At 44.5% G+C, this 23,262-nt stretch carries 17 protein-coding genes and 1 pseudogene; 11 read left to right on the plus strand and 7 right to left on the minus strand.

All coding sequences use genetic code 11. The features are described 5' to 3' along the window. Positions 1-27: 27 nt before the first annotated feature. The 9 genes from nikA (at position 28) to MKX80_RS14540 (ending at position 9,844) form a co-directional block, all read left to right on the plus strand. A complete protein-coding gene (nikA, locus tag MKX80_RS14500) occupies positions 28-1,653 on the plus strand; it encodes a nickel ABC transporter substrate-binding protein (RefSeq protein ID WP_268299051.1) in 1,626 nt (541 codons plus the stop codon). Positions 1,654-1,662: 9 nt separating this feature from the next. Then, entirely contained in the window at positions 1,663-2,607 is a 945-nt protein-coding gene (gene nikB, locus MKX80_RS14505; RefSeq protein WP_182070316.1) for a nickel ABC transporter permease subunit NikB, read from the plus strand. Beyond that, positions 2,604-3,437: a nickel ABC transporter permease subunit NikC gene (nikC, locus tag MKX80_RS14510; RefSeq protein WP_216930335.1), complete on the plus strand. Its 834-nt coding sequence runs from the start codon at positions 2,604-2,606 to the stop codon at positions 3,435-3,437. Before nikB ends, nikC begins: the two co-directional genes overlap by 4 nt. 15 nt (positions 3,438-3,452) lie before the next feature. Then, positions 3,453-4,271 (plus strand): nickel import ATP-binding protein NikD, encoded by an 819-nt coding sequence (gene nikD, locus MKX80_RS14515; protein ID WP_268342997.1) that lies wholly within the window; start codon positions 3,453-3,455, stop codon positions 4,269-4,271. A 41-nt stretch (positions 4,272-4,312) separates the two neighbouring features. Then, positions 4,313-5,131 carry a nickel import ATP-binding protein NikE gene (nikE, locus tag MKX80_RS14520; protein WP_182070314.1) on the plus strand — a complete coding sequence of 273 codons (819 nt, stop codon included), beginning with the start codon at positions 4,313-4,315 and terminating at the stop codon, positions 5,129-5,131. A gap of 312 nt (positions 5,132-5,443) precedes the next feature. Continuing rightward, complete coding sequence (locus tag MKX80_RS14525; RefSeq protein ID WP_244958263.1) at positions 5,444-6,274, plus strand: MerR family transcriptional regulator; 831 nt, start codon at positions 5,444-5,446, stop codon at positions 6,272-6,274. 60 nt (positions 6,275-6,334) lie between these two features. Further along, positions 6,335-7,690, plus strand: coding sequence for an MATE family efflux transporter (locus MKX80_RS14530; protein WP_268335610.1), 1,356 nt, complete (start codon positions 6,335-6,337; stop codon positions 7,688-7,690). A gap of 334 nt (positions 7,691-8,024) precedes the next feature. After that, positions 8,025-9,032 carry an AraC family transcriptional regulator gene (locus MKX80_RS14535; protein WP_268343008.1) on the plus strand — a complete coding sequence of 336 codons (1,008 nt, stop codon included), beginning with the start codon at positions 8,025-8,027 and terminating at the stop codon, positions 9,030-9,032. A gap of 17 nt (positions 9,033-9,049) precedes the next feature. Next, a complete protein-coding gene (locus MKX80_RS14540) occupies positions 9,050-9,844 on the plus strand; it encodes an SDR family oxidoreductase (protein WP_154994501.1) in 795 nt (264 codons plus the stop codon). A 115-nt stretch (positions 9,845-9,959) separates the two neighbouring features. Here the strand turns inward: MKX80_RS14540 and MKX80_RS14545 are convergent, their stop codons facing one another. The 6 genes and pseudogenes from MKX80_RS14545 to MKX80_RS14570 form a co-directional block, all read right to left on the minus strand. After that, positions 9,960-11,744: a phosphatase PAP2 family protein gene (locus MKX80_RS14545; RefSeq protein ID WP_268343007.1), complete on the minus strand. Its 1,785-nt coding sequence runs from the start codon at positions 11,742-11,744 to the stop codon at positions 9,960-9,962. Positions 11,745-12,002: 258 nt separating this feature from the next. Next, the gene (locus tag MKX80_RS14550; protein ID WP_268342995.1) at positions 12,003-12,830 is read right to left on the minus strand and encodes an alpha/beta hydrolase; all 828 of its coding nucleotides are present in this window, start codon (positions 12,828-12,830) and stop codon (positions 12,003-12,005) included. 398 nt (positions 12,831-13,228) lie between these two features. Continuing rightward, positions 13,229-14,464 (minus strand): cytochrome P450, encoded by a 1,236-nt coding sequence (locus MKX80_RS14555; protein WP_268309998.1) that lies wholly within the window; start codon positions 14,462-14,464, stop codon positions 13,229-13,231. A gap of 417 nt (positions 14,465-14,881) precedes the next feature. Beyond that, complete coding sequence (locus MKX80_RS14560; protein ID WP_154994510.1) at positions 14,882-15,769, minus strand: sulfite exporter TauE/SafE family protein; 888 nt, start codon at positions 15,767-15,769, stop codon at positions 14,882-14,884. A gap of 394 nt (positions 15,770-16,163) precedes the next feature. Next, on the minus strand, positions 16,164-17,765 hold the full coding sequence (gene xynB, locus MKX80_RS14565; RefSeq protein ID WP_154994511.1) for a xylan 1,4-beta-xylosidase: 1,602 nt from the start codon (positions 17,763-17,765) through the stop codon (positions 16,164-16,166). Positions 17,766-17,812: 47 nt separating this feature from the next. Next, positions 17,813-19,206: pseudogene (locus MKX80_RS14570) on the minus strand (MFS transporter). Positions 19,207-19,767: 561 nt separating this feature from the next. Between MKX80_RS14570 and MKX80_RS14575 the strand changes: the two are divergent. Both MKX80_RS14575 and MKX80_RS14580 read left to right on the plus strand, forming a co-directional pair. Further along, the gene (locus tag MKX80_RS14575; protein ID WP_154996583.1) at positions 19,768-20,148 is read left to right on the plus strand and encodes a hypothetical protein; all 381 of its coding nucleotides are present in this window, start codon (positions 19,768-19,770) and stop codon (positions 20,146-20,148) included. A 233-nt stretch (positions 20,149-20,381) separates the two neighbouring features. Further along, positions 20,382-21,176 (plus strand): SDR family oxidoreductase, encoded by a 795-nt coding sequence (locus MKX80_RS14580; protein WP_154996587.1) that lies wholly within the window; start codon positions 20,382-20,384, stop codon positions 21,174-21,176. A 37-nt stretch (positions 21,177-21,213) separates the two neighbouring features. On the opposite strand, the gene MKX80_RS14585 is transcribed toward MKX80_RS14580, so the two are convergent. Continuing rightward, positions 21,214-23,247 (minus strand): GH32 C-terminal domain-containing protein, encoded by a 2,034-nt coding sequence (locus tag MKX80_RS14585; protein WP_268342993.1) that lies wholly within the window; start codon positions 23,245-23,247, stop codon positions 21,214-21,216. Between the last annotated feature and the right edge of the window lie 15 nt (positions 23,248-23,262).

Here is a 23,262-nt window from a genome sequence, read left to right on the forward strand (position 1 = left end):
TCAACTTCATTTAGGAGGAAACAAAGCATGCTTAGCGGAAGGATTAGTTTGAAAATTAAAATTACTTTTTTATTGTTGCTCGCCTTTTCTATTTTATTAGCTGGATGTACAACCTCAGGAAATTCAACAGAGAAGAAAGCTCATCAAAATATGGTCACAATGGCTTGGCCTAGAGATATAGGCGAAATGAATCCGCATGTGTATAATCCTTCCCAATTATTTGCCCAGTCGATGGTATATGAACCTTTGGTTACCTATGAAGCGGGAGGAAAGCTTAAACCGCATTTAGCCGAATCTTGGGATATATCAAGTGACGGTAAAGTGTATACGTTTCATTTGCGTAAGAATGTAAAATTTTCAGATGGAACAAAGTTTAATGCAAAAATTGTGAAAAAGAATGTTGATTCCATTTTAAAACATACTGAGTTACATAGCTGGTTAGGGTTTATTTCAAAAATAGCCCAAACAGAAGTGATCGATGACCATACATTTAAATTGACATTAACTGAACCATATTACCCAACCATTCAGGAACTAGCCGTTGTACGGCCGGTCCGGTTTTTGGGAGAAGCGGGCTTCCCTAAAGACGGCGATACATCAAAGGGTGTCGCAAAACCGGTAGGTACGGGCCCATGGGTATTGGAAGAGCGTAAAGCTGATGAATATGCGGTTTTTAAACGCAATGAACATTATTGGGGTGAAAAGCCAAAAGTCGAGAAAATCAAGGTGAAAGTCATCCCGGACGCCGAAACAAGGGTGCTTGCATTTGAAAAAGGCGAGCTCGACCTCATTTACGGCGAAGGCGTTATCAGTTTGGATGCATACAAGCAGCTGCAATCGACAGGCCAATATGAAACAAGCCTTTCTGAACCAGTGGCTACAAGACAGCTTGTCATGAATACGAAAAAAGAACAGCTTTCTGATGAACGCGTGCGGCAGGCCCTGCACTATGGTTTTGACAAAGAAGCTATGGTGAAAGGCATCACCTCCGGGTTAGAAGAAAAAGCAGATCATATTTTGCCGACAGACTTCCCATACACGTCTGATATTGATGTGAAGCAAATCAACTATGATACAGAAAAAGCGAAAGCGCTATTAGATGAGGCAGGCTGGAAGCTTCCGAATGGAAAGACGGTGCGCGAGAAAGACGGAAAGTCTCTTGAATTTAGTTTAATGTATGATTCAGCGGAATCCATTCAAAAAACAATGGCTGAAACGCTGCAAGCAGAATGGGCAGCGATCGGGGTAAAGCTGAATCTTGAAGGCGTAGAATTGGCAACCCAAGTCAAACGGTTTAAAGCGAATGAGTTTGATATGAACTTCTTTAGCAACTATGGTGCGCCTTATGACCCGCATACATTTTTAAACATTGTCGCCTCCAAAGGATTCGGATTTAATGAAGCGATCTCAGCCTATCCAAACAAGGACGAGCTAATCAAGCAGATGGCAAAGGTACCTCAAACGACTGATGAAAAAGAGCGGCAGGAGCTCTACTCATCTATTTTAAAATCACTTCAAGACCAGGGCGCCATCGTTCCTATTTCTTATATTAAAAAGACCGCGATATATCAAAAGAATATCAGCAACTTTACGTTCCCTGCTAACCGTGACGAACATCCATTTACAGGGATTCGCATCAAGCAGCAACACTAGGAGGCTTTTATGGGCAACTATATATTGAAACGAATCATGTCTATTATTCCAGTGTTTCTTTTAGCTGCACTTCTGACAACTGGAATGATTCATCTCTCACCGGTTGACCCAGCTGAAGCATATTTAGCCGCAGCACATATCCAGCCAACCGATGAAATTTTAGCGCAAAAAAGACATGAGTTTGGCTTGGATCAGCCATTCTTTATTCAATATGTAAACTCTGTTTTGAAGATATGCCAACTTGATTTTGGCATATCTTATGTTTCGAATCAGCCGGTTTGGGACGAAGTTGCACACCGAATGCCGGCGACGATCGAGCTCGCGCTTGGGAGTTTATTAATCGCGGTGCTTGTCAGTGTGCCGCTCGGCTTTTTAGCGGGAATCAAAAGAAACGGTGCAGTTGATCATATCAGCCGCTTCATTTCCTTTTTCGGGGCATCCGTCCCGACTTTTTGGTTAGGGTATATGCTGGTTTTTTTCTTTTCTGTTCAATTAGACCTTTTGCCGGTGGAGGGAATCGGGACATGGCAGCATCTTGTACTGCCGGCGATGACATTGGCGCTTCCTTTAATTGCGATGTATACAAGGCTGCTCCGTGCAAGTGTCATCGAAAACCTGCAAGAACCATATGTTCAATTTGCACGCATAAGAGGAATGACGAAGATGAACATTATGGCCAAACATGTATTGCGAATGGCCATTTCTCCGATGATTACGGGTCTGGGAATGAACCTTGGCAAGCTGCTCACCGGCACAATTATTGTTGAAGTCGTTTTTTCTTGGCCAGGCTTTGGCCGTTATTTTATTGAGGCCATTTTCAATCGGGACATCCCTGTCATTCAATGCTATGTGTTCTTAGCCGCCACCTTTTTTATATTGAGCAACTTAATTGTTGACCTCATTCAAATGTATATTGACCCGCGCATTTCAAGGAAAGAAGGGCAGCATCGATGATGATGAGTATACGCAGGATATTTAAAAGCCAGAAAGTGGTCACGATATGCACCATCATATTAACCATCCTTTTTATCATCGCTGTATTCGCCCCTTGGATTGCGCCGCATCATCCTGCTGAAGTCCATTTGGTATATAAGCTGCAGCCTCCATCCTGGGAGTTTCCTTTAGGAACGGATCATCTGGGAAGATGCAACTTATCCCGCCTTTTGTACGGCGCCCGGATTTCTCTGGGATTCGCGATGCTCATTTTCATTTCCTCACTCGTTATCGGCCTCATTGTCGGGACGATTTCAGGATATAAAGGCGGATGGATTGATCAGCTGTTAATGAGATGCTGCGATGGTGTGATGGCCTTTCCGAACTTAATTTTAGTTCTTGGCCTGGTGGGCATATTCGGTCCTGGACTTCCTCAAGTCATTCTGGCCCTCATGCTTGTGCAATGGGTCTATTATGCGAGAATCTTCAGAGGAATGGTGCTGAGTCTGAAAGAGGAGAACTTTATTGCGGCGGCAAAAATCAATGGATCTTCACAATGGAAAATTATTAAAAATCATATCATTCCTAATGTCCTCCCTCCCCTCGTCGTCATCGGTACGTTGGAAATGGGCTGGGCCATTATGGATATCTCCGCTATGTCTTTTCTCGGATTAGGCGTCCAGCCCCCGGCAGCTGAATGGGGAGCGATGATTCATGAAGGTAAATCGTATATTCGGACGAACCCCGAGTTAATGATTTATCCAGGGGTGATGATCATGGTTGTGGTTGTGACATTCAATTTATTGGGCGAAACCTTATCAGATAAATACGGTGTCAAACGTCGATTTTAAAAAGGAATGAGGAAGTTGGGAACAGAACAATCAACAGTGCTTCAAGTCAGAGATTTACATGTACAGGTTAACAATCAAAAAGGACATTCAACCCTGATGCAAGACATCAATTTTGAACTGAAGCGCGGCCAAGTCCTTGGCCTGATTGGAGAGAGCGGTTGCGGAAAAACGGTAACGAGCATGTCTATTCTTCAGACGTTTGATCCAAAAACAACCAAGGTGGAAGGAAGTATTGCATTACGAGGCCGTGAATTGAACGGATTAGCAGATAAGGAAATGCGTAAAATCCGCGGCAAAGATATTGCCTATATCATGCAAAATCCGATGAACGCTTTTACACCCGTTTTTACGATAGGCCAGCAAATGACCGAATCGATTCGCTCTCATACATCTTTTAGCAAGAAACAGGCGAAAGAGCTTGCGACCGAAGCGTTGCACCATGTGAACTTACCCCACCCTGCTAAGCTTTTGCATTCTTACCCTTTTCAATTAAGCGGCGGAATGCTTCAACGGGTCATGATTGCAATTGCAGCATGCTTAGAGCCGGCCATTCTCATCGCGGATGAGCCTACCACTGCACTCGACGTGTATAATCAGAAGACAGTGCTGAAATATTTAGACGGCATACGCTCTGACTTCGGCACGGCGATTTTGCTTATATCTCATGATCTGGGCGTCATTGCTGAAATGGCGGATGAAGTTGCTGTGATGCAGAATGGCAGGATTGTAGAAAATAGAGATGTGTTTCAGCTGTTTGATGAACCAAAGCATGAATATACAAAGAGGCTATTAAGTGCACGGTTGACATTGCCAATAGATCAACTTGCCACTTGAGTCGGTATGAAGAAGACCGGCATTTGATATGGGGTGAACAAGTGAGTTTATTACAAGTGAAAGAAGTCACTCATCATTATACAGCGCGTAAATTGTTCAAATCGAAAATTCAATCGAAACAAGTCCTTTCCAATGTCAGCTTTTCGATTGAGGAAGGCACATGCTTAGGGATGCTTGGACCAAGCGGGGCTGGGAAAAGCACATTAGGAAAAGTGATCCTCGGTTTGGAACGGCCTCAATCAGGCCAAATCTTTTTTCAAGGTCATGATCTATATAAAGCAGATCAATCCATCCGGCGGAAAATCTGCCGCGACCTTCAAGCTGTTTTTCAAGACTCATATTCGTCCGTTAACCCGCGAATGACAGCGGAACAAATTATAGCAGAACCGCTAGAAAACTATGAAAGGCTCACCATCGCCGAGCAAAAACGGACCATTATCGAGCTGTTGGAACGAGTAGGCTTAACTGAAGAGGATTTAACTAAATATCCGCACCAATTCAGCGGTGGCCAATTGCAGCGGATTAATATTGCAAGAGCAGTCTCGCTCAAGCCGAAGCTGATCGTATTGGACGAGTCTGTCAGCAGCCTTGACATGGTAACCCAAACGCTTATATTGGATTTGTTAAAAGAGCTCAAAGACGATTTTGGAATGTCGTATTTCTTTATTACGCATGATTTAAAAGCCGCCTATCACTTAAGTGATACACTAGGTGTACTAGATCACGGGCAATTGGCCGGGCTTTACGAGAAACATCGATTTTTAAAATCAGACCACCCGGTTGTAAAAGAAATGAAGCGTTCCATACTGGCAGAGCACCCGCGGTTTCGTTCGATAGGAACAAGGGCAGTTCAGCAATAAATTTGCCGGGACTTTTCCTGAATGAGCTTCTTTAACCAAACTGTATTCACGTTTTTCATCCGTTAGGGAAAAATAAATATGGGAAATGAGGGCTTCCAATCATGAAGCCCTCATTTATTTTTGAAAATCTATTTCGGTTCTGTTTCACGATAAAAGATTGGTTTAGCCATAAAGCCTCTTTTCAGGCTGCGGTTCCTTATTGACCAGGCATGTATTTTCACCTAATGTCAAAAGTAGACTTTATACATAAATCCGATAACCGAATAGCTCTGTAATTGCCGATATCACTAAAACCAACAAATGAGGTGAAAAATGATGAACAATCGATTCCGTGTGGGAGAAGTAGCGCGACTTTTCAAGCTGCCCGCATCGACTCTGCGTTACTATGATGAAATCGGGCTGTTCAGGCCAAAGTATACCGATCCTGAAACATCCTATCGATATTATGGTGTTGAACAATTTCAGGTTCTGGATACGATTATTTTTTTAAGGAAAAATGGATTTTCGTTAAAAGACATTCAGCATCAGTTAGATAAAAGGACTCCGGAAACAACGATGGAAATTTTGAAGAAGAAGCTTGAGGAAGTCAGGACGGAAATTTTTCGGCTCCAACGCAGTGCGGCGAGAATCGAAAACAAAATTTCCACAATCGAAGAAGGAATAAAACTTGCCGAACACCCTGCTTTAACATTTCAGTATTTCCCAAAACGGGCTATTTCCTACCTGTATTTTGACAAGCCTGTCGACCTGATGGAGGAAGGCGACGACATTTATTTAAAGGATAAAGAAACGCTTTCAAGCCAGTCGATCGAGAATAACGGCTTCTTCACCGGAGACATTGGAACAATCGTTGATATGGAGAGCTTGAAGCAAGAAGGACCGGTAAAATATATCGGCGTATTTGAATTGCTGCACGAGGGAGACAGTGAAGACTATTTAAACGAAGGGTTGTATGCGAGTTACCCCCATATTGGGCCCTACGAGGACATCAGGAAAAGTTATCAGCTCGTTTTAAGCCAGCTGAAGGAGGAGGGATACGAGCTGGCGGGAATCCCTGTTGAAATCTCATTTCTTGATGACGCCGTCATCAAGGAGTCAGATCATTTTGTCACTTTAATCCAAATTCCGGTGACAAAGTTTTGATTGACCTTCAAGTAACTTGAAGGTTTAGAATACTCCTGTAGCTCATTATAGGAGGAATACATGATGACAGAAACACATCAGCAGCTAATGAAATTACCAGTAAATCAAGTGTTTTTTAAATATTTCATCCCTGCAACGCTTGGATTGATCCTAATGTCAGCGAATATTTTAATTGATGGCCTATTCGTGGGAAATGGCATTGGAACCGCAGCACTGGCTGGAGTGAACCTTTCCTATCCGGTTATTTCTTTAATAATGGCCATCGCTCTGTGGATTGGGATAGGCGGAGCAACGAAGTACTCCATCAGCATCGGGGAGAATCGCCCTCAGATGGCAAGCAGCGTCTTTTCATTGGCTCTCGCCTCTACGTTTATCATCAGTGTGCTCTTAGGGGTGTTCGGGCTTCTCAACATTCAAGCCGTTTCGGTATGGCTTGGAGCAAACTCCGATACCTCTTCTTACGTCATAGAGTACTTAAGCGTCATGTTTTTATTCGGCTGGGTCATCGCATTAGAACAGGTCTTAAGTATTTTTGTAAGGAATGACGGCAGTCCGAAGCTTTCGATGATGGCTCTTGCAACGACATCGATTGTGAATATCATCCTGAATTTTTATACGATCATGATTTTGAACTTGGGAGTAACAGGCGCTGCGATTTCAACAGTGCTTGGCGGATTCGCCGGACTGCTTGTATTATCCCTGCACTTCTTTAACCGTCAAGCGCAACTGAGGAAGATGGCGTTTCAGTGGTCTTGGAAATCCCTTATGCACATCTTTGCCATCGGGTTTCCAAGCTTTCTGGCAGAGGCCGGGCTCCTCGCATTTGTAACAGGGTATAACCTGGCAATGGTCAGCCTGGCAGGCACGGAAGGAGTCGCTGCCTTCTCAGTCATTAACTACCTTCACGGGTTCATGTTCCTGTCATTCTTCGGCATTGAAATGGCACTTCAGCCCCTGATTAGCTATTATCATGGTGCTGAAGAAAGCGAACGAATCAAAAGCAGCATGAAGATTGGGGAAAAGACCGCTGTTATCCTGGGTATACTTTTGCTCGTTATCGGCTGGGGGGCTGCACCATTCCTTGTAGGCTTATTCGGAATTGAATCAACCGAAATCCAGCAACTGGCCATCGATGGAATCCGCCTATTTTTTATCGGCTATGTCTTCCTTGGCTATAACTTTGTCTATATGAGTTACTTTCAATCCATTGGCCGGGCCGGCTCGTCGGTTGTTATCATTATATTGCGAAGCTTCGTGTCCCTTTTCATCCTGCTTTGGATATTGCCTAAGTTTATTGGCGTCACGGGAGTTTGGCTATCCTTGCCGCTTTCCGAGTTTTTTGTCGCTGTCCTCCTCTTTTTCATTGCAAGAAAACATGTGATGGGAAAAGGAAATCCCGCTATCGGGAAGGGATGATCTTACAGCCGGGAGATTCTCCCGGCTTGTTGTCATATAGGACTGAATTCATCAATTGAAGATTGAAATTCATGATGCGAAAGAAATACTTGTGCTGTTTAATGCCCCCCTATTTGAAGGTCATGATAGATTAAAGGCGCCTGCTTGTCACAGCCTTCGTACGCATATGGCGAGCTGACACGTTCGGCGTAATCGGCAAGTTAAATGTCGCCCTTTGCTAGTTACAGTCCGACAATGAATAGGTAAAGTTATAACTGTCCCGCCAACAAGGCAGGACGGAATGACGACCAAACGAGCGAAGGTGCAGAAAGTTAAAGGAGTGCTCATACGTATGATGTCTCACACTCGAATTAAATTCCCGGCAGGGTTTTGGGCAGGGTTGCGTCAATTAGGAATTAACGCCCCTGACGTGCTTCGAAAAGCCCGGCTGCCGCTCACCGTGATGACTGAACCAGTTGTCACGACTACCCAATACTTCGCCATCTGGCAGGCGTATTCCGATCTTGTTGATGACGTTTCCAAGGGAATCATCAAGCTTGCGGCCGGCTTTGAGCCGGCACATTACCCTCCGGCTGTGTTAGCGGCTTACCATGCCCGTGACTACGGTGACGCTTTAAAGCGAATGGCCCGCTACAAACAACTATGCCCTCCCGAAAACTTGCGTATCACTGAGGAAGGTGAGCACTGTGCAATCGAACTGGAATGGTTGGATGATAAGCAACCCGGTCCACCGCTCTTGATCGGCATTACGCTGGCATTTCTTCTGGAGCTCGGGCGCAGGGGCACAGGTCTGCCTTTGACAGCAAAGTCAGTCGAGTTTTCACACCCAATGGGCGACTTGCAGGCACTTGAAGCATACTTCGGCTGCCGTATCCGAAGCGGTGCAAATCGCAGCCGGCTGACGCTGGATCGAGGAGATTTGGACCGCCCCTTTGTCTCGTATAACGCAGAGTTGCTGGAGATTCTGACTCCCGTGCTGGATCAATTGGTGAATGATCAGCAAAATAGCCTTTCAATCACCGGAGCGGTCAAGTGGATCATGAAACGCACACTTCCAGGAGGGCACCCCGACATTCAGACTGTCGCGAGCGAATTGGGAATGAGCGGCCGCACCTTGCAGCGCCGGCTTACTGACGAAGGCACTAGCTTTAAACATCTGTTGACCCAAGTCAGACATGAGCAGGCGCGGGAGTACTTGGCAGACCCTTCGCTCGATATTAAAGAAGTCGCCTTTCTGATTGGATATGAAGATCAGAACTCGTTCTACCGGGCCTTCCGCCTTTGGGAAGGCGAGACTCCTTCTAATTGGAGGAAGCAAACCCGGCTGAATGGACTTAACTAGAATAGGAGAAATGTTTGATGGATATGGGATTGAACAATAAAACAGCTTTAGTTACCGGATCGACGAAAGGGATCGGCAAAGCAATCGCTATTGAACTTGCCAAAGAAGGCGTTCATGTACTCATTAACGGACGAAATGATGAAGAGGTAGAACGAACAGTCAATGAAATAAAATCAGCTTTCCCGGCTACCTCTCCTCAAAATGCCGCGGCTGACATCGTGGATATTAGGCAAAGGGAAGCTTTATTTAAAAAATACCCTCAAATCGATATTTTAGTTAACAATATGGGCATTTATGAAATGATGCAATATGAGGACGTCGATGATGAAGTATGGGAAAAATACTTCCGCACCAATGTTCTTGCCGCAAATGGTTTAACTAAATTTTATTTGTCTAAAATGCTGAAAAATGATTTTGGCCGCATCATCTTTATTGCAAGTGAAGAAGCGATTATGCCTTCAGGCCAGATGCCTCAGTATTGTATGACAAAATCAATGCTATTATCATTGTCAAAAAGCTTATCAAAATTAACAATCGGAACAGAAGTGACAGTCAATACGATCATGCCTGGGCCGACGCTCTCTGAGAATGTGAAGCAAATCATTGAGGGAATGTACCCTGATGAAGGGATGACTTTTTCAGAAAAAGAGAAGAAATTTATGACGACAAACTTGCCTCAATCCGAAATACAGCGATTTATCAAGCCAATTGAAATCGGCAGACTGGCTGCATTTGTATGCAGTCCCTATGCATCCGCATTTAAAGGGTCTCCGATCCGTATGGACGGGGGAATGGTGCCGACTATTTTTTAAGATCCCCCATTCCAGATAGGAAGCCATTCTGGCTGTGACTTCGTCAAAACTAAAAACAAGCTGGCGGCAATAAGCGCCAGCTTGCAACTTTTGATGACGTGAATCCTCTTGCAGATCAGCTTCTACCCTTTTGATCAATTTTCAACTGAATTCTGTTGGACTTATAGATGAGCTTCACTTTATACTTGCTTGGCAATCCCCTGGTCTCGACGGAAGAAAATGATCCATGACGCTTGTGGAAGGTTATGATCGCCGATCCATCAGCCGGTACATAATTGTCCGCAAAATTGAGACGCAATGTCCCTTTCAATTTTGCTTTGCCTTTAATTTTCAGCTGATCTTTTTTGCCGCTGAGCTGAAGTTCAAGTATTCCTTTAGCAGATTGTTTATAGTCTCCTCCGATGACCAGTTTTCCCGGCACATCTTCCCTAAGGGTGCCTCCGCCTAGAGAAACGTCACCTCTCCCGAAAGCTGTCTCCGAACCGCCCTCAAGCGTCCCTTGATCAATCCGTGTACCGCCGGAATATGTGTTATTCCCTTCCAGCTTCAAAGTGCCTGTCCCCTTTTTGGTCAGCTTTCCAGCGCCGGAGATGTCATTGCACCAGCGATCTGTTGCATGGAAGCCGCCTTTTGCAGAATCCATGTTCACAGTAACATTTTTGGTAAAAGCACCATACCCATCTGCGGCGGAAAAGAGATTAAGCCTTCCCCATCCTTCTGCATCATCAAGAACAGGATAGCCGGACGGAAGACCGGTAGTGGCTAAAACCAAACGGCGCTGTTTTTTGTCAAGGTAAGGAAAACGTGTTTCCAGCAGGACTTCGGCTCCCTTTGGAACTGTCATTGGTTTAGCGGTTGTGTTCATTTGACGAAATCCATATGTCAATCGTTCCGTATATTGTTTTTTATTCGTTTCATAATCGCTGTATCTGTCTTCGGCTTTACCGTGTTGCGTTAATAATTTACGATGGGCTTCATCATAAGCCGCTTTCTTCAATCTTTCATTGTCAGGATCAGACAGGATCGCAGCCGACAACGCCGTTGCCATGACCCTTCCCCCCATGACGTCCAGCGGAGAATGCATACCTGCAACAATCCGGTTATGACCGAGTTCAGAAGCGCGAGTCAGCAGCTCCTGATAACGCTCTGGTATCGCATAGGCCATGGCAAAAGCGCTGAGATATGCGGCGTTCGTATGTCCGCTTGGAAAACCTCCGTCTTTGTTCGGATCAGGATTGATGACGGGAATAAGCGTTGGAACAATGATCGAATTGTCTTTCCAGCGAAACGGGCGGGGATAATTGAAATAGCCTTTAGCCGGATTCGATGAAGAATAGTTGCCTCGTAAAGTATTGACCAAACTCACGACATTACCAAGTTCAGAGTTAGTGCTGCCTGAATTGGTTCCTTCATCATGATATTTTTTAATCAAGGCATCTGCCGGGATACTGGTGATCGTTGTCGTCGCTCCCGCGTTCATTCGATAGACGTCAGCAAGCTTGCCGAGGCCGTCAATCATACTGTAGCTCTGGCTCCTCCGATCATCAAAATATGCAGCATTTGCCTCAAGCATCGTGCGGCGTTCAGCAATATCTACGACTTTTTGGATATTGGCATCCAACACCCTGCTGTCCAGTTTAGTACCAGTATTCCACGTCTTTCCGGGAATCCAAAGTTTATTAAATTCGGAAAGCACCCCGATGACAGGATTGGATTCCACCGTCGTATTAGCAGAGATATTATTTTTGTAATGGTCTACGAAAAATCCAGAAGAGTGCGGCGAAGCTGCGGTTGTTGGTTTAGTTGCTGCGCTCGCATCGCCTACAATCGGGGAACTTAGAAGAAGTGCCAAAGAACAGACAGCTATCAGTAAATGCTTCCTCACCCTTAATCGTTTCATTCTCACATCATTTCTCCCTTACTCTTAATCTTCTCTCCAAAATGCTTTTCCCAACCATCAAGCTCTATATGATCGTATCGTAAATTTGTTAATCAAATGGCGTGATTTTATTAATGTTTTGTTTATATTTTGGGATTTTGCAGATCGATGTTTTATGAGTGAGGGGGTGCCGAGTGTGAGAAAGGCCGGATTTGAAATTCCGGCCTGTTTATACACTTTCAGAAAGGTGCATGTAGGAGGCCAAATCGGCCGCTTCGTCTATTTATTTTCCTTCTCTAAAAATGCCATAACCGCTTTCGTCAGATTCTGTGCTTCTGCCGGTGCATCCGGAGAGCCGAACATCTTATTTAAATCACTGTGAGATAAGCTGTTGACTTGATACACAAAATCCGTTGCCTTCGCTTTGTTTACGGTTTCCGCAAATTTGTAAACGGCAGGATCTTCCCAGCGGGTTACGAGATAGGCAGGCGGCAATTTTGAGTTGTTGATGTAGGAGAGCGGCGATGCTTCTGCCCACACCTTTTCGTCGGAACCAAACACTTTTTTATAAGACGGGATCGCTTCGATGAATCGCTTCATATCCAAGGGTCCATCTAAAACAACAATCGAATTGAGCGAGGCCGGTGTGAGGCCGACACGATTTAAATATGTTGAATCTGCGGCAATTAAGCCGGCTAAGTGCCCCCCTGCCGAATGTCCCATGACATTGATTTTTGACGGATCGATTTGATACTCATCCGCATGATCCATCACCCATTTAACGGCCTTAGCCGCATCATCAGCCATCTCATCATATTGAACATCGGGATGAAGCCGATAGTTGACAGATACGAAAACATAGCCGTTTTCTGTAAAAAATGCCGGTTTCGAAGCCGCTCTGCTTTTGTCGCCGCTTGTCCATCCTCCACCGTGAAGGTAGATGAGAACGGGATGTTTTTCACCCTTGTTTGTCTGTGGTGTATAAATATCCAATGTTTGTCTGTCGTCTTTTGCATAATGAACATTTTCGGCATTCTTGTTAGATGTACAGGCGAACAAGCCGATACACAGAATTGCCAATCCTGCCCATTTGATGAATCCTCTCAAGTTTAAAAACACCTTTCTTCTTTAGCCAGTATATTTTAAAACGTCTCACGTAACATTCCGGGAATGCTCATCTGATAAGCAGTTTTAAGGCGCGGAACATTAACATATGTTTCTAATTATAAACAGAAACAAGAAACTTACAAATATTAAAATCAATAAGAAAAGGCAAAGTCTTTGATTGCCGCTGTGCGGTAACCTGCGGGGAAAATATGAGAGGATGCACTCGTGATAAAGCGAATCTGCGATTAAGCCGTGAAGAGTACTCCCCGTCATAGCGGGGAGTACGATGTTTATGAGCCTTGTGATAGATGAACATCTCATTATCTGATGTTCTATTTTCAAGATGAAACATTCCATGTTTTTTCTTCCGCCGAAATGACAGATCACAAATCAATCATTTAAAAACATAATGGGAGTTCTTCTAAAGCTCTCATCAGAAAATTGCCTTTCCATTTGATCTCCTCCCTTTCGCCTTTGATCTCTATATGTTCAAAGCGGCGCAGCAAGGTCTGAATGGCGATTTTGGCTTCCAATCGGGCAAGCGGTGCGCCCAGGCAAAAATGGCTGCCATGGCCAAAGGCAAGGTGGCGGTTATCCTTTCTTTCAATATCAAAGCGGTCGGCATTCGGGAAGACCGTGTCATCGCGGTTGGCCGAGGCTAATGAAATGATGATCACATCTTTTCTCTTAATCTCCTGCCCGTGCAATGTAAACGGTTCGGCCGCCCAGCGCAGAGTGGTTAATTCCACGGGGCTGTAAAATCTGAGCGCCTCTTCAATGGCTGAGCCGATTAAATCAGGATGTTGACGAAGCTTTTTCAGCTGATCAGGGTTGTTCAGCAAGGCAAAGGTCATATTGGTTATTAAGTTTACCGTTGTCTCATGTCCTGCAACGATAAGGAGCATAATCGTCGAATACAGCTCTTCTATGCTTAATGTCGTTCCTTCGCTTTCTGCCTGAATTAATGCACTGACTAAATCCTCTGCAGGCTCGTCCCTTTTTTTGCGGACCAAGTATTCCAGGTATTCAACGAATTCGCCTATTTGATGCTTGTTTTCCTCAAGGCTTTCAGGAGTGTCCGAAAAATCAATAATCGCATGGGACCAAACTCTGAATTTTTGCCGATCTTCATGCGGAATACCAAGCATCTCGCTGATGACAATGATCGGCAGCGGGAAAGCGAAGTCGTCTACAAGATTCATAGAATGATTCGGTTCTACTTGATCCAATAAGGAATCAGCGATTTTTTGGATTCTGTTCTCGAGCTGTAAAACCATCCGGGGAGTAAATGCTTTCTGAACAAGAGACCGCAAGCGTCCGTGGTCGGGGGGATCTGAGTTGAGCATATGTTTTGATAAAGGTTCTTCATTTTCCAGAGCCGAGAAGTTCTCTAATTCTTCTTCAGTAAACACATTTTCGTAATTTTTCTTCATTCTAGCATCCTTTAATATATCGACCGCATCATCGTACCTCGTAATAAGCCAGCCTTCGCCCAGATCCCCCATCGATACGGGATAGACAGGACGGGAAGCGCGTAATCGTTTGTAAAATTCGTACGCCTCATCTTTAAATGCTGCAGAAGACAATTCTCTTTCAGATAATATAGCGGAGCTCTTCTCTTGTTTTGAAGACATTCATCTAACCTCCATCTCCATTTTTTTGTAAATGACAGCCTGCATCGGAATGATAAACCACGATAGTACATTAGGCTATTCACAAATATTATAATTCCAGGAAAATCCACATTCAATCGGCAATCAAGCGGGAGATGTTCATTAATGAACACCTTCCGCATTCATTGTTTAGAAATGAGACTGGGGATGTAAAAAGAGGCATGAAAACAAGCTGAGACCGCGCTATAAGTAAATTTGAAAATAAAAAATCCTCTTAGTTTACAGTTCCTTTTCAAGGAACGGCAGTCTAACAGGAACCCTTCGGTTGTCCGATCGGAATATATTCTTTTGTTGATGGCCTGAAGTTCTTCCCTTCTCTTGCTTATCGACTTCCGCATCTTTTTTAAAACGTTCATAATGTCTGAAGCCGTCGCAGGATTATTGATTTAATGCTTGAGCAGCTTGATCACTTGTTCTTATTTTTACAGCAATATATACAATAGCTGATATCCAAACGGCAATGATTCCAATATAAATGACCGGATATAATGCTGTTTGATCGATCCACGAATGGACAAGCGTTCTTGTGTTGACGAGGATGATCAGTCCGCCGACCAGAACGCCCATTAATCGGGCATGAACCTTTTGCACCAGCCAGGCGGCAATCGGAGCCGCAATGATTCCGCCAATCATCAATGCACCAACCCACAGCCAATTGACTTCTTCCCAGCCGAGAGAAATGAAAAATCCTAACGTTGCCGAAACAGCAATGGCAAACTCGCTTGTGTCAACAGTTCCCACCACTTTTCTCGCACTGACGCCTTTTTTGGATAATAAAACTGGAGTGGCAATCGGCCCCCAGCCTCCCCCTCCGGTTGCGTCGGCAAAACCCGCGATTAATCCCAGGGGAACGGCTTTTTTTCTCGAAAGGCTGATACTGCTTTTTTGCTCTCCTATTTTAAACATGAATAGAAATCGAATGAGCACATACACGCCGAGGACAAGCAGAAACATTGAAATATAAGGCTTCGCAAGCTCGCCCGGAATGTTGCTTAAAAAAGAAGCGCCCAGAAATGCCCCGAGTGATCCCGGGATGACGAGTCGTTTGACCGTTTGTTTATCGACGTTTCCAAACTTTATATGCGATACACCGGATGCCGCGGTGGTGACGACTTCCGCCAGGTGAACGGATGCTGACGCAACCGCCGGTGCGATGCCGAAGGCAAGCAGCAATGACGACGATGTCACCCCGTACGCCATCCCTAAGGCGCCATCTATCAGCTGCGCAAATAATCCTATCAAGACAAACACAATTAGCTTTTTCATGTTGGCCTCCCACTTCAATTGGTTTATTTTTATTGTTAAATATAATCTACATTATACCTACCTGTAAAGTATGAATTTTAAAAAATATAAATTTTTTGTATTTTTCATCGACACCAGCAAAAAAGAGCATATGCATGCTAAATAAGCGCCTATCCCCCGGTCTTTTGTCTTATGGATGTTCATTAATGAACACCTTCTGGAATCATTGTTTAGTAATGAAGTTTAATTTGAAAGGTTCATAATGCATCTGCTCCTTTTGCGTTTTACTTACCCCAAAACGAGCGAGGATGACAACTTTTAAAATTAACAGAGTGAGGAAAGAGGCATTAAAAAAGGGAAGGGAAGAAAGCAAATTTGAACCGCTCCCGATTGTCGGGAGCGGTATTTTTTTGACTCACAGCTCTTTGTACATAAAATAAGCAAAATCGGCATGTTTATGTGCCCCGCTTGTATCTTGGCATTGCATTCCCACAAAAGCTCCGGTGAAGAATCCGCCTCCGCGCACATAATCATCTGACAATTTTTTGGACTCCAACGGGATCTCAATTTTATACCAGTCTTTTTTATTAAAAGAATAGGAGTAATAATATGTTTCCCATTCGACATTTACTCTTAAATAAACATATTGTATGTCTCGCGGTATGACAATTTTGTCTTTTATCGGCTGTGAAAATGAAAAATTATCGCATATCGTTACTTCCAAAATGCGCCCAAGGTCTTCAACATAAGTCACTTGAAGAGCCGTCCAGTTCTCGGTGTTGTAGTAATTCACCAGTCCCGCGGCTTGCTGAAAGGTCTCCGGGTTGAAATCAACAGCAGTCTCCGCTGTAAAACGGAGGCTTTGCCAACGCCTGGCTACAAACGCCTGGGTAAATGTGGATGTTAACGATTCATGTCCATATAAACGTAAATGATTCGCCCTTTCAGTCAATGAGCCTAATTCTTTCGTTAAGGGAATCCGCAATGTCTGAAAGTTAATATTTAATGTCCGATCAGCAAATTGATCAACTTCCTGATATGTCGATGGGAACTTGGTTTCAACTATGCGGGGCGCTTCCACCTCCACCTTCCCCTCTTTTCCGCCTACCACATAAGGCCATCCGTCTTTCCACTCCAATTTTTGAATCGCGGTTTCTCTTCCCAAAGGACAATATCCTCTTTGGTGAATAACCGAGTCATCAGCAGGATGAATAGGACGCCCGGTTAAATGAGCTAAATACCATTCGCCTGTATGCGTTTCTACAATTGATGCATGTCCGCATTTCTGCAACGGATTCCGAGGTTCGTGCCAAGACGTCAAAATTGGATTGTCGGGGTGAATCTCATATGGACCTTCGATATTTCTTGAACGGGCAATTGTGGCAGCATGTTCAAAACGGGTCCCGCCTTCCGCTGTCAATAAATAGTAATAATCCCCGATATGATAAAGGTGCGGTGCTTCAGTCAGTTTAATATCTGTGCCTTCAAAAATGATTTTCGGATGATGGATAAGTCTTTTTTCGCGCACGGAAAATTCCTGCATCACAATGCCTCCGAATGAATGGCGGCCGCTCCGGTGATCCCACAGCATATTTAATAAATATTTTTTTCCGTCGGCATCATGGAACAATGAAGCATCAAAGCCGGAACTATTTAGTTTAATCGGCTCTCCCCAATCCCCATCAACGGTTTCACAAGTAATTAAATAGTTATGGCAGTCTTTCCAGGCTCCATCCACAACTTTTACGTCTGTATATATAAGCCAGAACCTTCCATCACTGTAGCTTAGACAAGGCGCCCATACACCGCCTGAGTTGGGATTCCCTTTCATATCCAATTGTGAAACCCTCTGCAACGGATGTGCAACTAAATGCCAATTCACTAAATCTTTTGAATGATGGATTTGCACTCCCGGAAACCATTCAAAGGTTGATACTGCAATATAATAATCGTCTCCTACTCTGCATATGGATGGATCGGGGTTGAAACCTTTAAGCACCGGATTGATAATCTTCATTTTCATTCCTCCTAACGGTTGTCTTTAAAGTGTAAGCCGGCTAATGGCTATTCCCGCTCAAATTCATTCATATCGTCCAAGTCGCTTTGTCTCGATTCTCTAATTCACGTACGACTTTTGCATATTTTTCATCGCTTAAATTGTAAAAATTAATGTCGATCATAGCCACTATAAGGAAAATAACAGGAACTACAGTTGTCGTTAATAATATCCCTGTCAACGCTTCAGGAGATTGGACCTGACCTGCGGCATAGCCGAACTTCTCTAGTATGAGTCCTGGAACGATTCCGCCGAGTGCCATGCCAAACTTGAAAAAGAAGCCGATAATCGCATAAATCAATCCACTCAAGCGTTTCCCTGTCTTATATTCGCCATATTCGATTGTTTCAGGGATCAGCGCCCACATATATCCCCCGGCCGTCACACTTCCAACTGCGGCAATGACACGAAAGAAGAGCACCAGAAACACATTGCTTGGCGGAACAATGAGAATGGCTAAAAGTCCAATGATATTTAATAATAAAGCGGCATTCAATAGCTTTCTCTTTCCCAGCCACTTATTGATTCGGGGTATAAACGGCAGGATGGCCAATGCAGGAAGGCTTCCAAGCAAGCCGTACCATTTCACGAGATCTGCTCTGCCTACATTGTACGTCATGTAGTAAATGCCGACGGAATTGCTTATCGAGTTGACGCCAAAAATAATGATAAAGAAAATGCTTAACACAACTAACGGACGATTCACCCTAAATTGCTCAAATATATCGGAAAATTTAATCTTTTCTTCAGGCATTTGCAGAGTAACTCGTTCTTTTGTACTTTTAAAACAAAAGATTAATAGACAGGCGCCGATGATCCCAAGCATGCTCATTGTCAGCTGCCAGCCAAGAGCAGTGTTTCCTGTCGTGTCACCTAAATAAGTAGAAAGGAAAGGAACAAAAAAAGATACGATAAGTCCGCCTAGATTGGCAAAGACCATCCGAACAGAAGTAATGCTGACGACCTCTTGATTATCTCTGGTCATCGCGGAGGTTAATGCGCCGTATGGAACATTTATCGCCGTATAAGTGAGCGATAAACCGACATACGTGATATAAGCGTAGATTAATTTTCCGGTATCTGAAAAATCCGGGGTTGTAAAACAGAGGATGGCAAGTACAGAAAGCGGAAACGCGCCGAACAGCAGATACGGCCTAAAACGCCCGAATCTGCTGTTTGTTCGGTCTACTAATGTTCCGATAAAAGGATCGGCAAGCGCATCAATAATTCGAACAATCAGAAACATTGTTCCGGCAGCGGCGGCTGACAAACCGTAAACATCCGTATAAAAAAATAAAAGATATGTAGAAACCGTGGTGTAAATTAAATTACATGCCAAATCTCCGGAAGCATAACCGGATTTTTCGTACATACTTACTTTTTTCACATGTTCACCCGTCATGATTGTTACCTCCTTCACAGCCTTTTCAAAGCGGCTTTATGATAAGTCATATGAAAGCGCATACATTAGACCTAGAAAGCGGCCTTCCAGCCGAAGTGAGACAGATGCTTCTCTCGTCAATCACGAATTCTATTCAAGACTACTGGTTCATGCAATCTCATCACCTCCATTTTTCAATTTTCATAAAAATCAGATTTCAAATGTTGCTTTTTATCAGCAGCATAAAAATTTTCTTCCTCTTTCATCCACTCCTCATGCCCATACTTAGTTTAATCATCAAACTAAGTTTAAGTTAGTTTGAAAATGTTGTCAATCATTAGCATGTGCCTATTTTGATTTAAAAGAGAAAAGAACGCCTAAAAAACCAAGGAGAGGTTATAGCGCCAAAGCACCTTGAACAGCCTTTTTTCTTAACAAAATTACAATTTATGGATTTTCGTTCGTAAAAAGTGCATTGCGCGAAAAAAGATAAACCTAATTTTTCAGGGAACAATGCCTCATTCTTTCATCTATGATGAATGATACAATCCCCAGTGTAGTGACTAAAAAGGAGGACCAATCATGAAATTCAGCAAAATCGGTGCCTTATTGCTCACTTTGGCGTGTTTGCTTTTGCCTTTTTCTTCAGCGTCTGCAGCAGGTGCCGGTGTATGGGATAATATCGGCACATACGGCATGACATCGCAAACTCCGATCATCAAATCAGGCGGAGGAAAATTTTATTTTCACAACAACAGCTTTTATGGCTTTACTTTTACGCTGTATGAAGTTGACGGGGCGGGAAGCACGCCCGAAATCGTAAGAAAAAATATCTACGTCGGACCGAAAAGCAACAGTCCGGTGATCGATGTCAGCAGTTTTACAGATGGTGCAAATAAACAAGCAGAACTCGTCCTGTTTAAAGGGAACGATACATACATCACCGTTACTTGTTATGATTGAATTCCCCAATAACAGTAAGTCCGCCGTTTACAGACGGCGGGCTTTTTTGATGCGATTGCGACGCGCTGCGATCAAACAAACGTATTACCTCTTTAAAACTGCAGGCACCAAAAAGTGCCTATATGACTTAAAAGTGCGTACTTCCGTTTCGGGTTCTTCTGTTCCATAATCATGAATGTTGTTTTGTTTGACATTGTTCTGTTTATAATGAAAAGAAAACGGAGGGATCGATGATGAACTTGAATTTGCAAGGAAAAACAGCGTTGGTGACCGGATCGACGTCCGGAATCGGCAAAGCGATTGCCGCTTCACTTGCGAAAGAAGGTGCGTCTGTCATCATTAACGGACGCCGGCAAGAAAAGGTCAACCAAACAATAGACGAATTGAAAGGCCAATTTCCCGAGGCTGTTTTTCAAGCGGCCCCTTATGACCTTGGCACTGAAAAAGGGTGTCAAGGCCTATTAGCGGCATTCCCGGATGTTGATATTCTGGTCAATAATTTAGGGATTTTTGAGCCGGCGGAATATTTCGAGATTCCGGATGAAGATTGGTTCCGCTTTTTCGAAGTGAATATTATGAGCGGGGTAAGGCTCTCTCGGAGCTATTTGCAAAGCATGATCGAGAAAAAAGAAGGCCGGGTTATTTTTATTGCGAGCGAAGCCGCGGTTATGCCGTCACAGGAAATGGCGCATTACAGCGCTACGAAAACGATGCAGCTCTCGATTTCCCGGAGCTTGGCAGAGCTTACAGCGGGTACAAATGTGACCGTCAATACTGTTATGCCGGGTTCAACCTTAACCGATGGCGTTGAAACGATGCTGAAGACCCTTTATCCGGATGAAAACCTGACGGTCGAAGAAGCGGAAAAGCGGTTTATGAAAGAAAACCGGCCGACCTCTATCATACAAAGGCTGATTCGGCCGGAAGAAATCGCGCACTTTGTCACCTTTTTAAGCAGTCCGCTTTCCTCGCCGATCAATGGTGCAGCCTTGCGGGCGGACGGCGGATTGGTCCGCAGCGTCTTTTAAATGAAAGGCTGGAATGCCCGGCATTCCAGCCTCATGATTATCGTTTGGCATAAACATGTTGGAAGACTGCGGTCGCATCCCATGCATTTAAACCGAATGCTCCGTCGGTAAACGTTGAATCCCGGGCGCTAATCACCAATTGATCATCCAGGTAAATATTAAAGTTGGCACCGCGGGCCACCGTTTTCAGGTGATATTTCCGGCCGGCTTCTATCGGTGTGCGGCGTTCGGCAATAACAGAAGCCGAGCCGTTTTCAAATTTGAAAAACTTCACCACGTCATGCTTGGCATCCACATTGGCAAGGTATCCGTTTTTAACATTCTGATCGGCCCGAAATACGAGAGCACCTGCCCCTCTTCCATTTCCATCCTTTATCGTGACATCTGCTTCATATGTGAAATCTGTTCCTTTTGCTGAAGATAAAATGAACGAATCCCCGTCAGAGCGCCCTTGTTTTCCATCAATCGTATCGACCCATACACCACTTACAGTCGTCCAGCCGGTCAAATTCGATTGAAAGGGTGACGCTCCCCATACTTTTTTCAGAGGATGAACCGTCATGGAATTCAGCTTGACAAACCCGTTTGATGCATATACTTCAAGCCCTTTGCTGGATCGATCCGGCAGAATAATGTCGGTGATCACCTGCCTCCCGTCGTTGCCGAATACTTCAACCGAAGAGCGGTCGACATAAATGCGCATCTTCACCTTCCCACCAACCGGTTGCAGCGGGGCCTCATGCTTTCCTGTGTTAAAGTTCGGATTAAAGGAGACGTTTCCGGATTGGCTCCGGTCGACGAACAGTGAAGCGCTGTTTTTGCTGTAGCCGATTTTCGTATATTCGTTTTCCCCTGTTCGGACTTTAAAGCCGAATTCGGCCGCAGCTCCGGTGTTTACTTGAAATTCCGCATTGATTTCGTAGGCATCGCTTGACAGCGCTTTCAAAAAATTTCCGTTTCGAGCCGAAATGATCTTGTTTTTCCACGTTTGCGATGCACCCCGAATCGACTGCAGCTCCGCTACCGGAGCCTGAACAATTCTAAGCCCTTCAGAAAACGCTTTCAATTTTAGTTCTCTTGGGATAGACATTGCGCTTCTCCACGGAGAAGTAGGAACATCGTTTGCGTATTGCCAATTGCTCATCCACCCTAACCAAAGCCTTCGTCCGTCTGCCTGCGGGATATCAGACCAGCTGACAGCTGCGTAGAAGTCTTTCCCGTAATCTGTCCATAATACGCGATTCGGCGGGTTTTCATTTTTAAAGGTTGTTCCGTCAAAGCTTCCGACAAAATATTGCATGCCTGATCCTCCTGAGACAGCACCGTCTCCAACACTGACTTGCATCACCCATTTCGTTTCATTCGGTCTGCCTTCTACAGGAAGCTCAAACAGATCCGGACATTCCCACACGCCTCCATGGCTGCCCTCTCCTTCACCGAATTCGCTCGCATATGTCCACTGCTTCAAGTCAGGCGATGTATAGATCAGAATTCGGTCGCCGCCTGCAAGCATCATCACCCACTTTTTCGTCTGTTCATGCCAAATGACTTTCGGATCGCGAAAATCTCTTTTTCCCGGATTTGGAATGACAGGGTTGCCTGAGTACTTCGTCCAAGTCCTGCCTTTGTCATTGCTGTAGGCGATGCTTTGCACTTGTTCCCCGTCCCGGTCCTGCGTATAAATAGCAACGAGCGGCTTTTCTGCCCCTGTTTGAAACCCTGTTGTATTGTGCCGATCGACGACAGCACTGCCCGAAAAAATCGTCCCTTTTTCATCCGGATACAGTGCGACCGGCAAATGCTCCCACTTGACTAAATCTTTGCTTACTGCATGCCCCCAATGCATTGGCCCCCAGCGCAAACCATACGGATGATATTGATAAAACAGATGATATTCCCCCGCGTAATACACCATCCCGTTCGGGTCATTCATCCAGTTTGCTTCTGGCGTGAAATGATACTTGGGCCGATGATCCTCATTATAGTAGTCCGGATCGGCCGCATTTGCGGAAAAGGCTTCCGGAAACATCATAGCCCCTATGATCCCCATCTGAATCAATCTCTTTTTCATCCCTTTTCTCCCCTC

The sequence above is a fragment of the Bacillus sp. FSL K6-0972 genome (genome assembly GCF_037976035.1).
GTDB lineage: Bacteria > Bacillota > Bacilli > Bacillales > Bacillaceae > Bacillus > Bacillus haynesii.

Coding starts and splice junctions, on each gene's coding strand:
- nikC (WP_216930335.1), top strand. CDS start 2,604: ATGATGATGAGTATACGCAGGATATTTAAAAGCCAGAAAGTGGTCACG.
- MKX80_RS14530 (WP_268335610.1), top strand. CDS start 6,335: ATGATGACAGAAACACATCAGCAGCTAATGAAATTACCAGTAAATCAA.
- MKX80_RS14555 (WP_268309998.1), bottom strand. CDS start 14,464: ATGTCTTCAAAACAAGAGAAGAGCTCCGCTATATTATCTGAAAGAGAA.
- nikB (WP_182070316.1), top strand. CDS start 1,663: ATGGGCAACTATATATTGAAACGAATCATGTCTATTATTCCAGTGTTT.
- nikA (WP_268299051.1), top strand. CDS start 28: ATGCTTAGCGGAAGGATTAGTTTGAAAATTAAAATTACTTTTTTATTG.
- MKX80_RS14545 (WP_268343007.1), bottom strand. CDS start 11,744: ATGAAACGATTAAGGGTGAGGAAGCATTTACTGATAGCTGTCTGTTCT.
- MKX80_RS14525 (WP_244958263.1), top strand. CDS start 5,444: ATGATGAACAATCGATTCCGTGTGGGAGAAGTAGCGCGACTTTTCAAG.
- MKX80_RS14540 (WP_154994501.1), top strand. CDS start 9,050: ATGGATATGGGATTGAACAATAAAACAGCTTTAGTTACCGGATCGACG.
- MKX80_RS14585 (WP_268342993.1), bottom strand. CDS start 23,247: ATGAAAAAGAGATTGATTCAGATGGGGATCATAGGGGCTATGATGTTT.
- MKX80_RS14575 (WP_154996583.1), top strand. CDS start 19,768: ATGAAATTCAGCAAAATCGGTGCCTTATTGCTCACTTTGGCGTGTTTG.
- xynB (WP_154994511.1), bottom strand. CDS start 17,765: ATGAAGATTATCAATCCGGTGCTTAAAGGTTTCAACCCCGATCCATCC.
- MKX80_RS14535 (WP_268343008.1), top strand. CDS start 8,025: ATGTCTCACACTCGAATTAAATTCCCGGCAGGGTTTTGGGCAGGGTTG.
- MKX80_RS14560 (WP_154994510.1), bottom strand. CDS start 15,769: ATGAAAAAGCTAATTGTGTTTGTCTTGATAGGATTATTTGCGCAGCTG.
- MKX80_RS14580 (WP_154996587.1), top strand. CDS start 20,382: ATGAACTTGAATTTGCAAGGAAAAACAGCGTTGGTGACCGGATCGACG.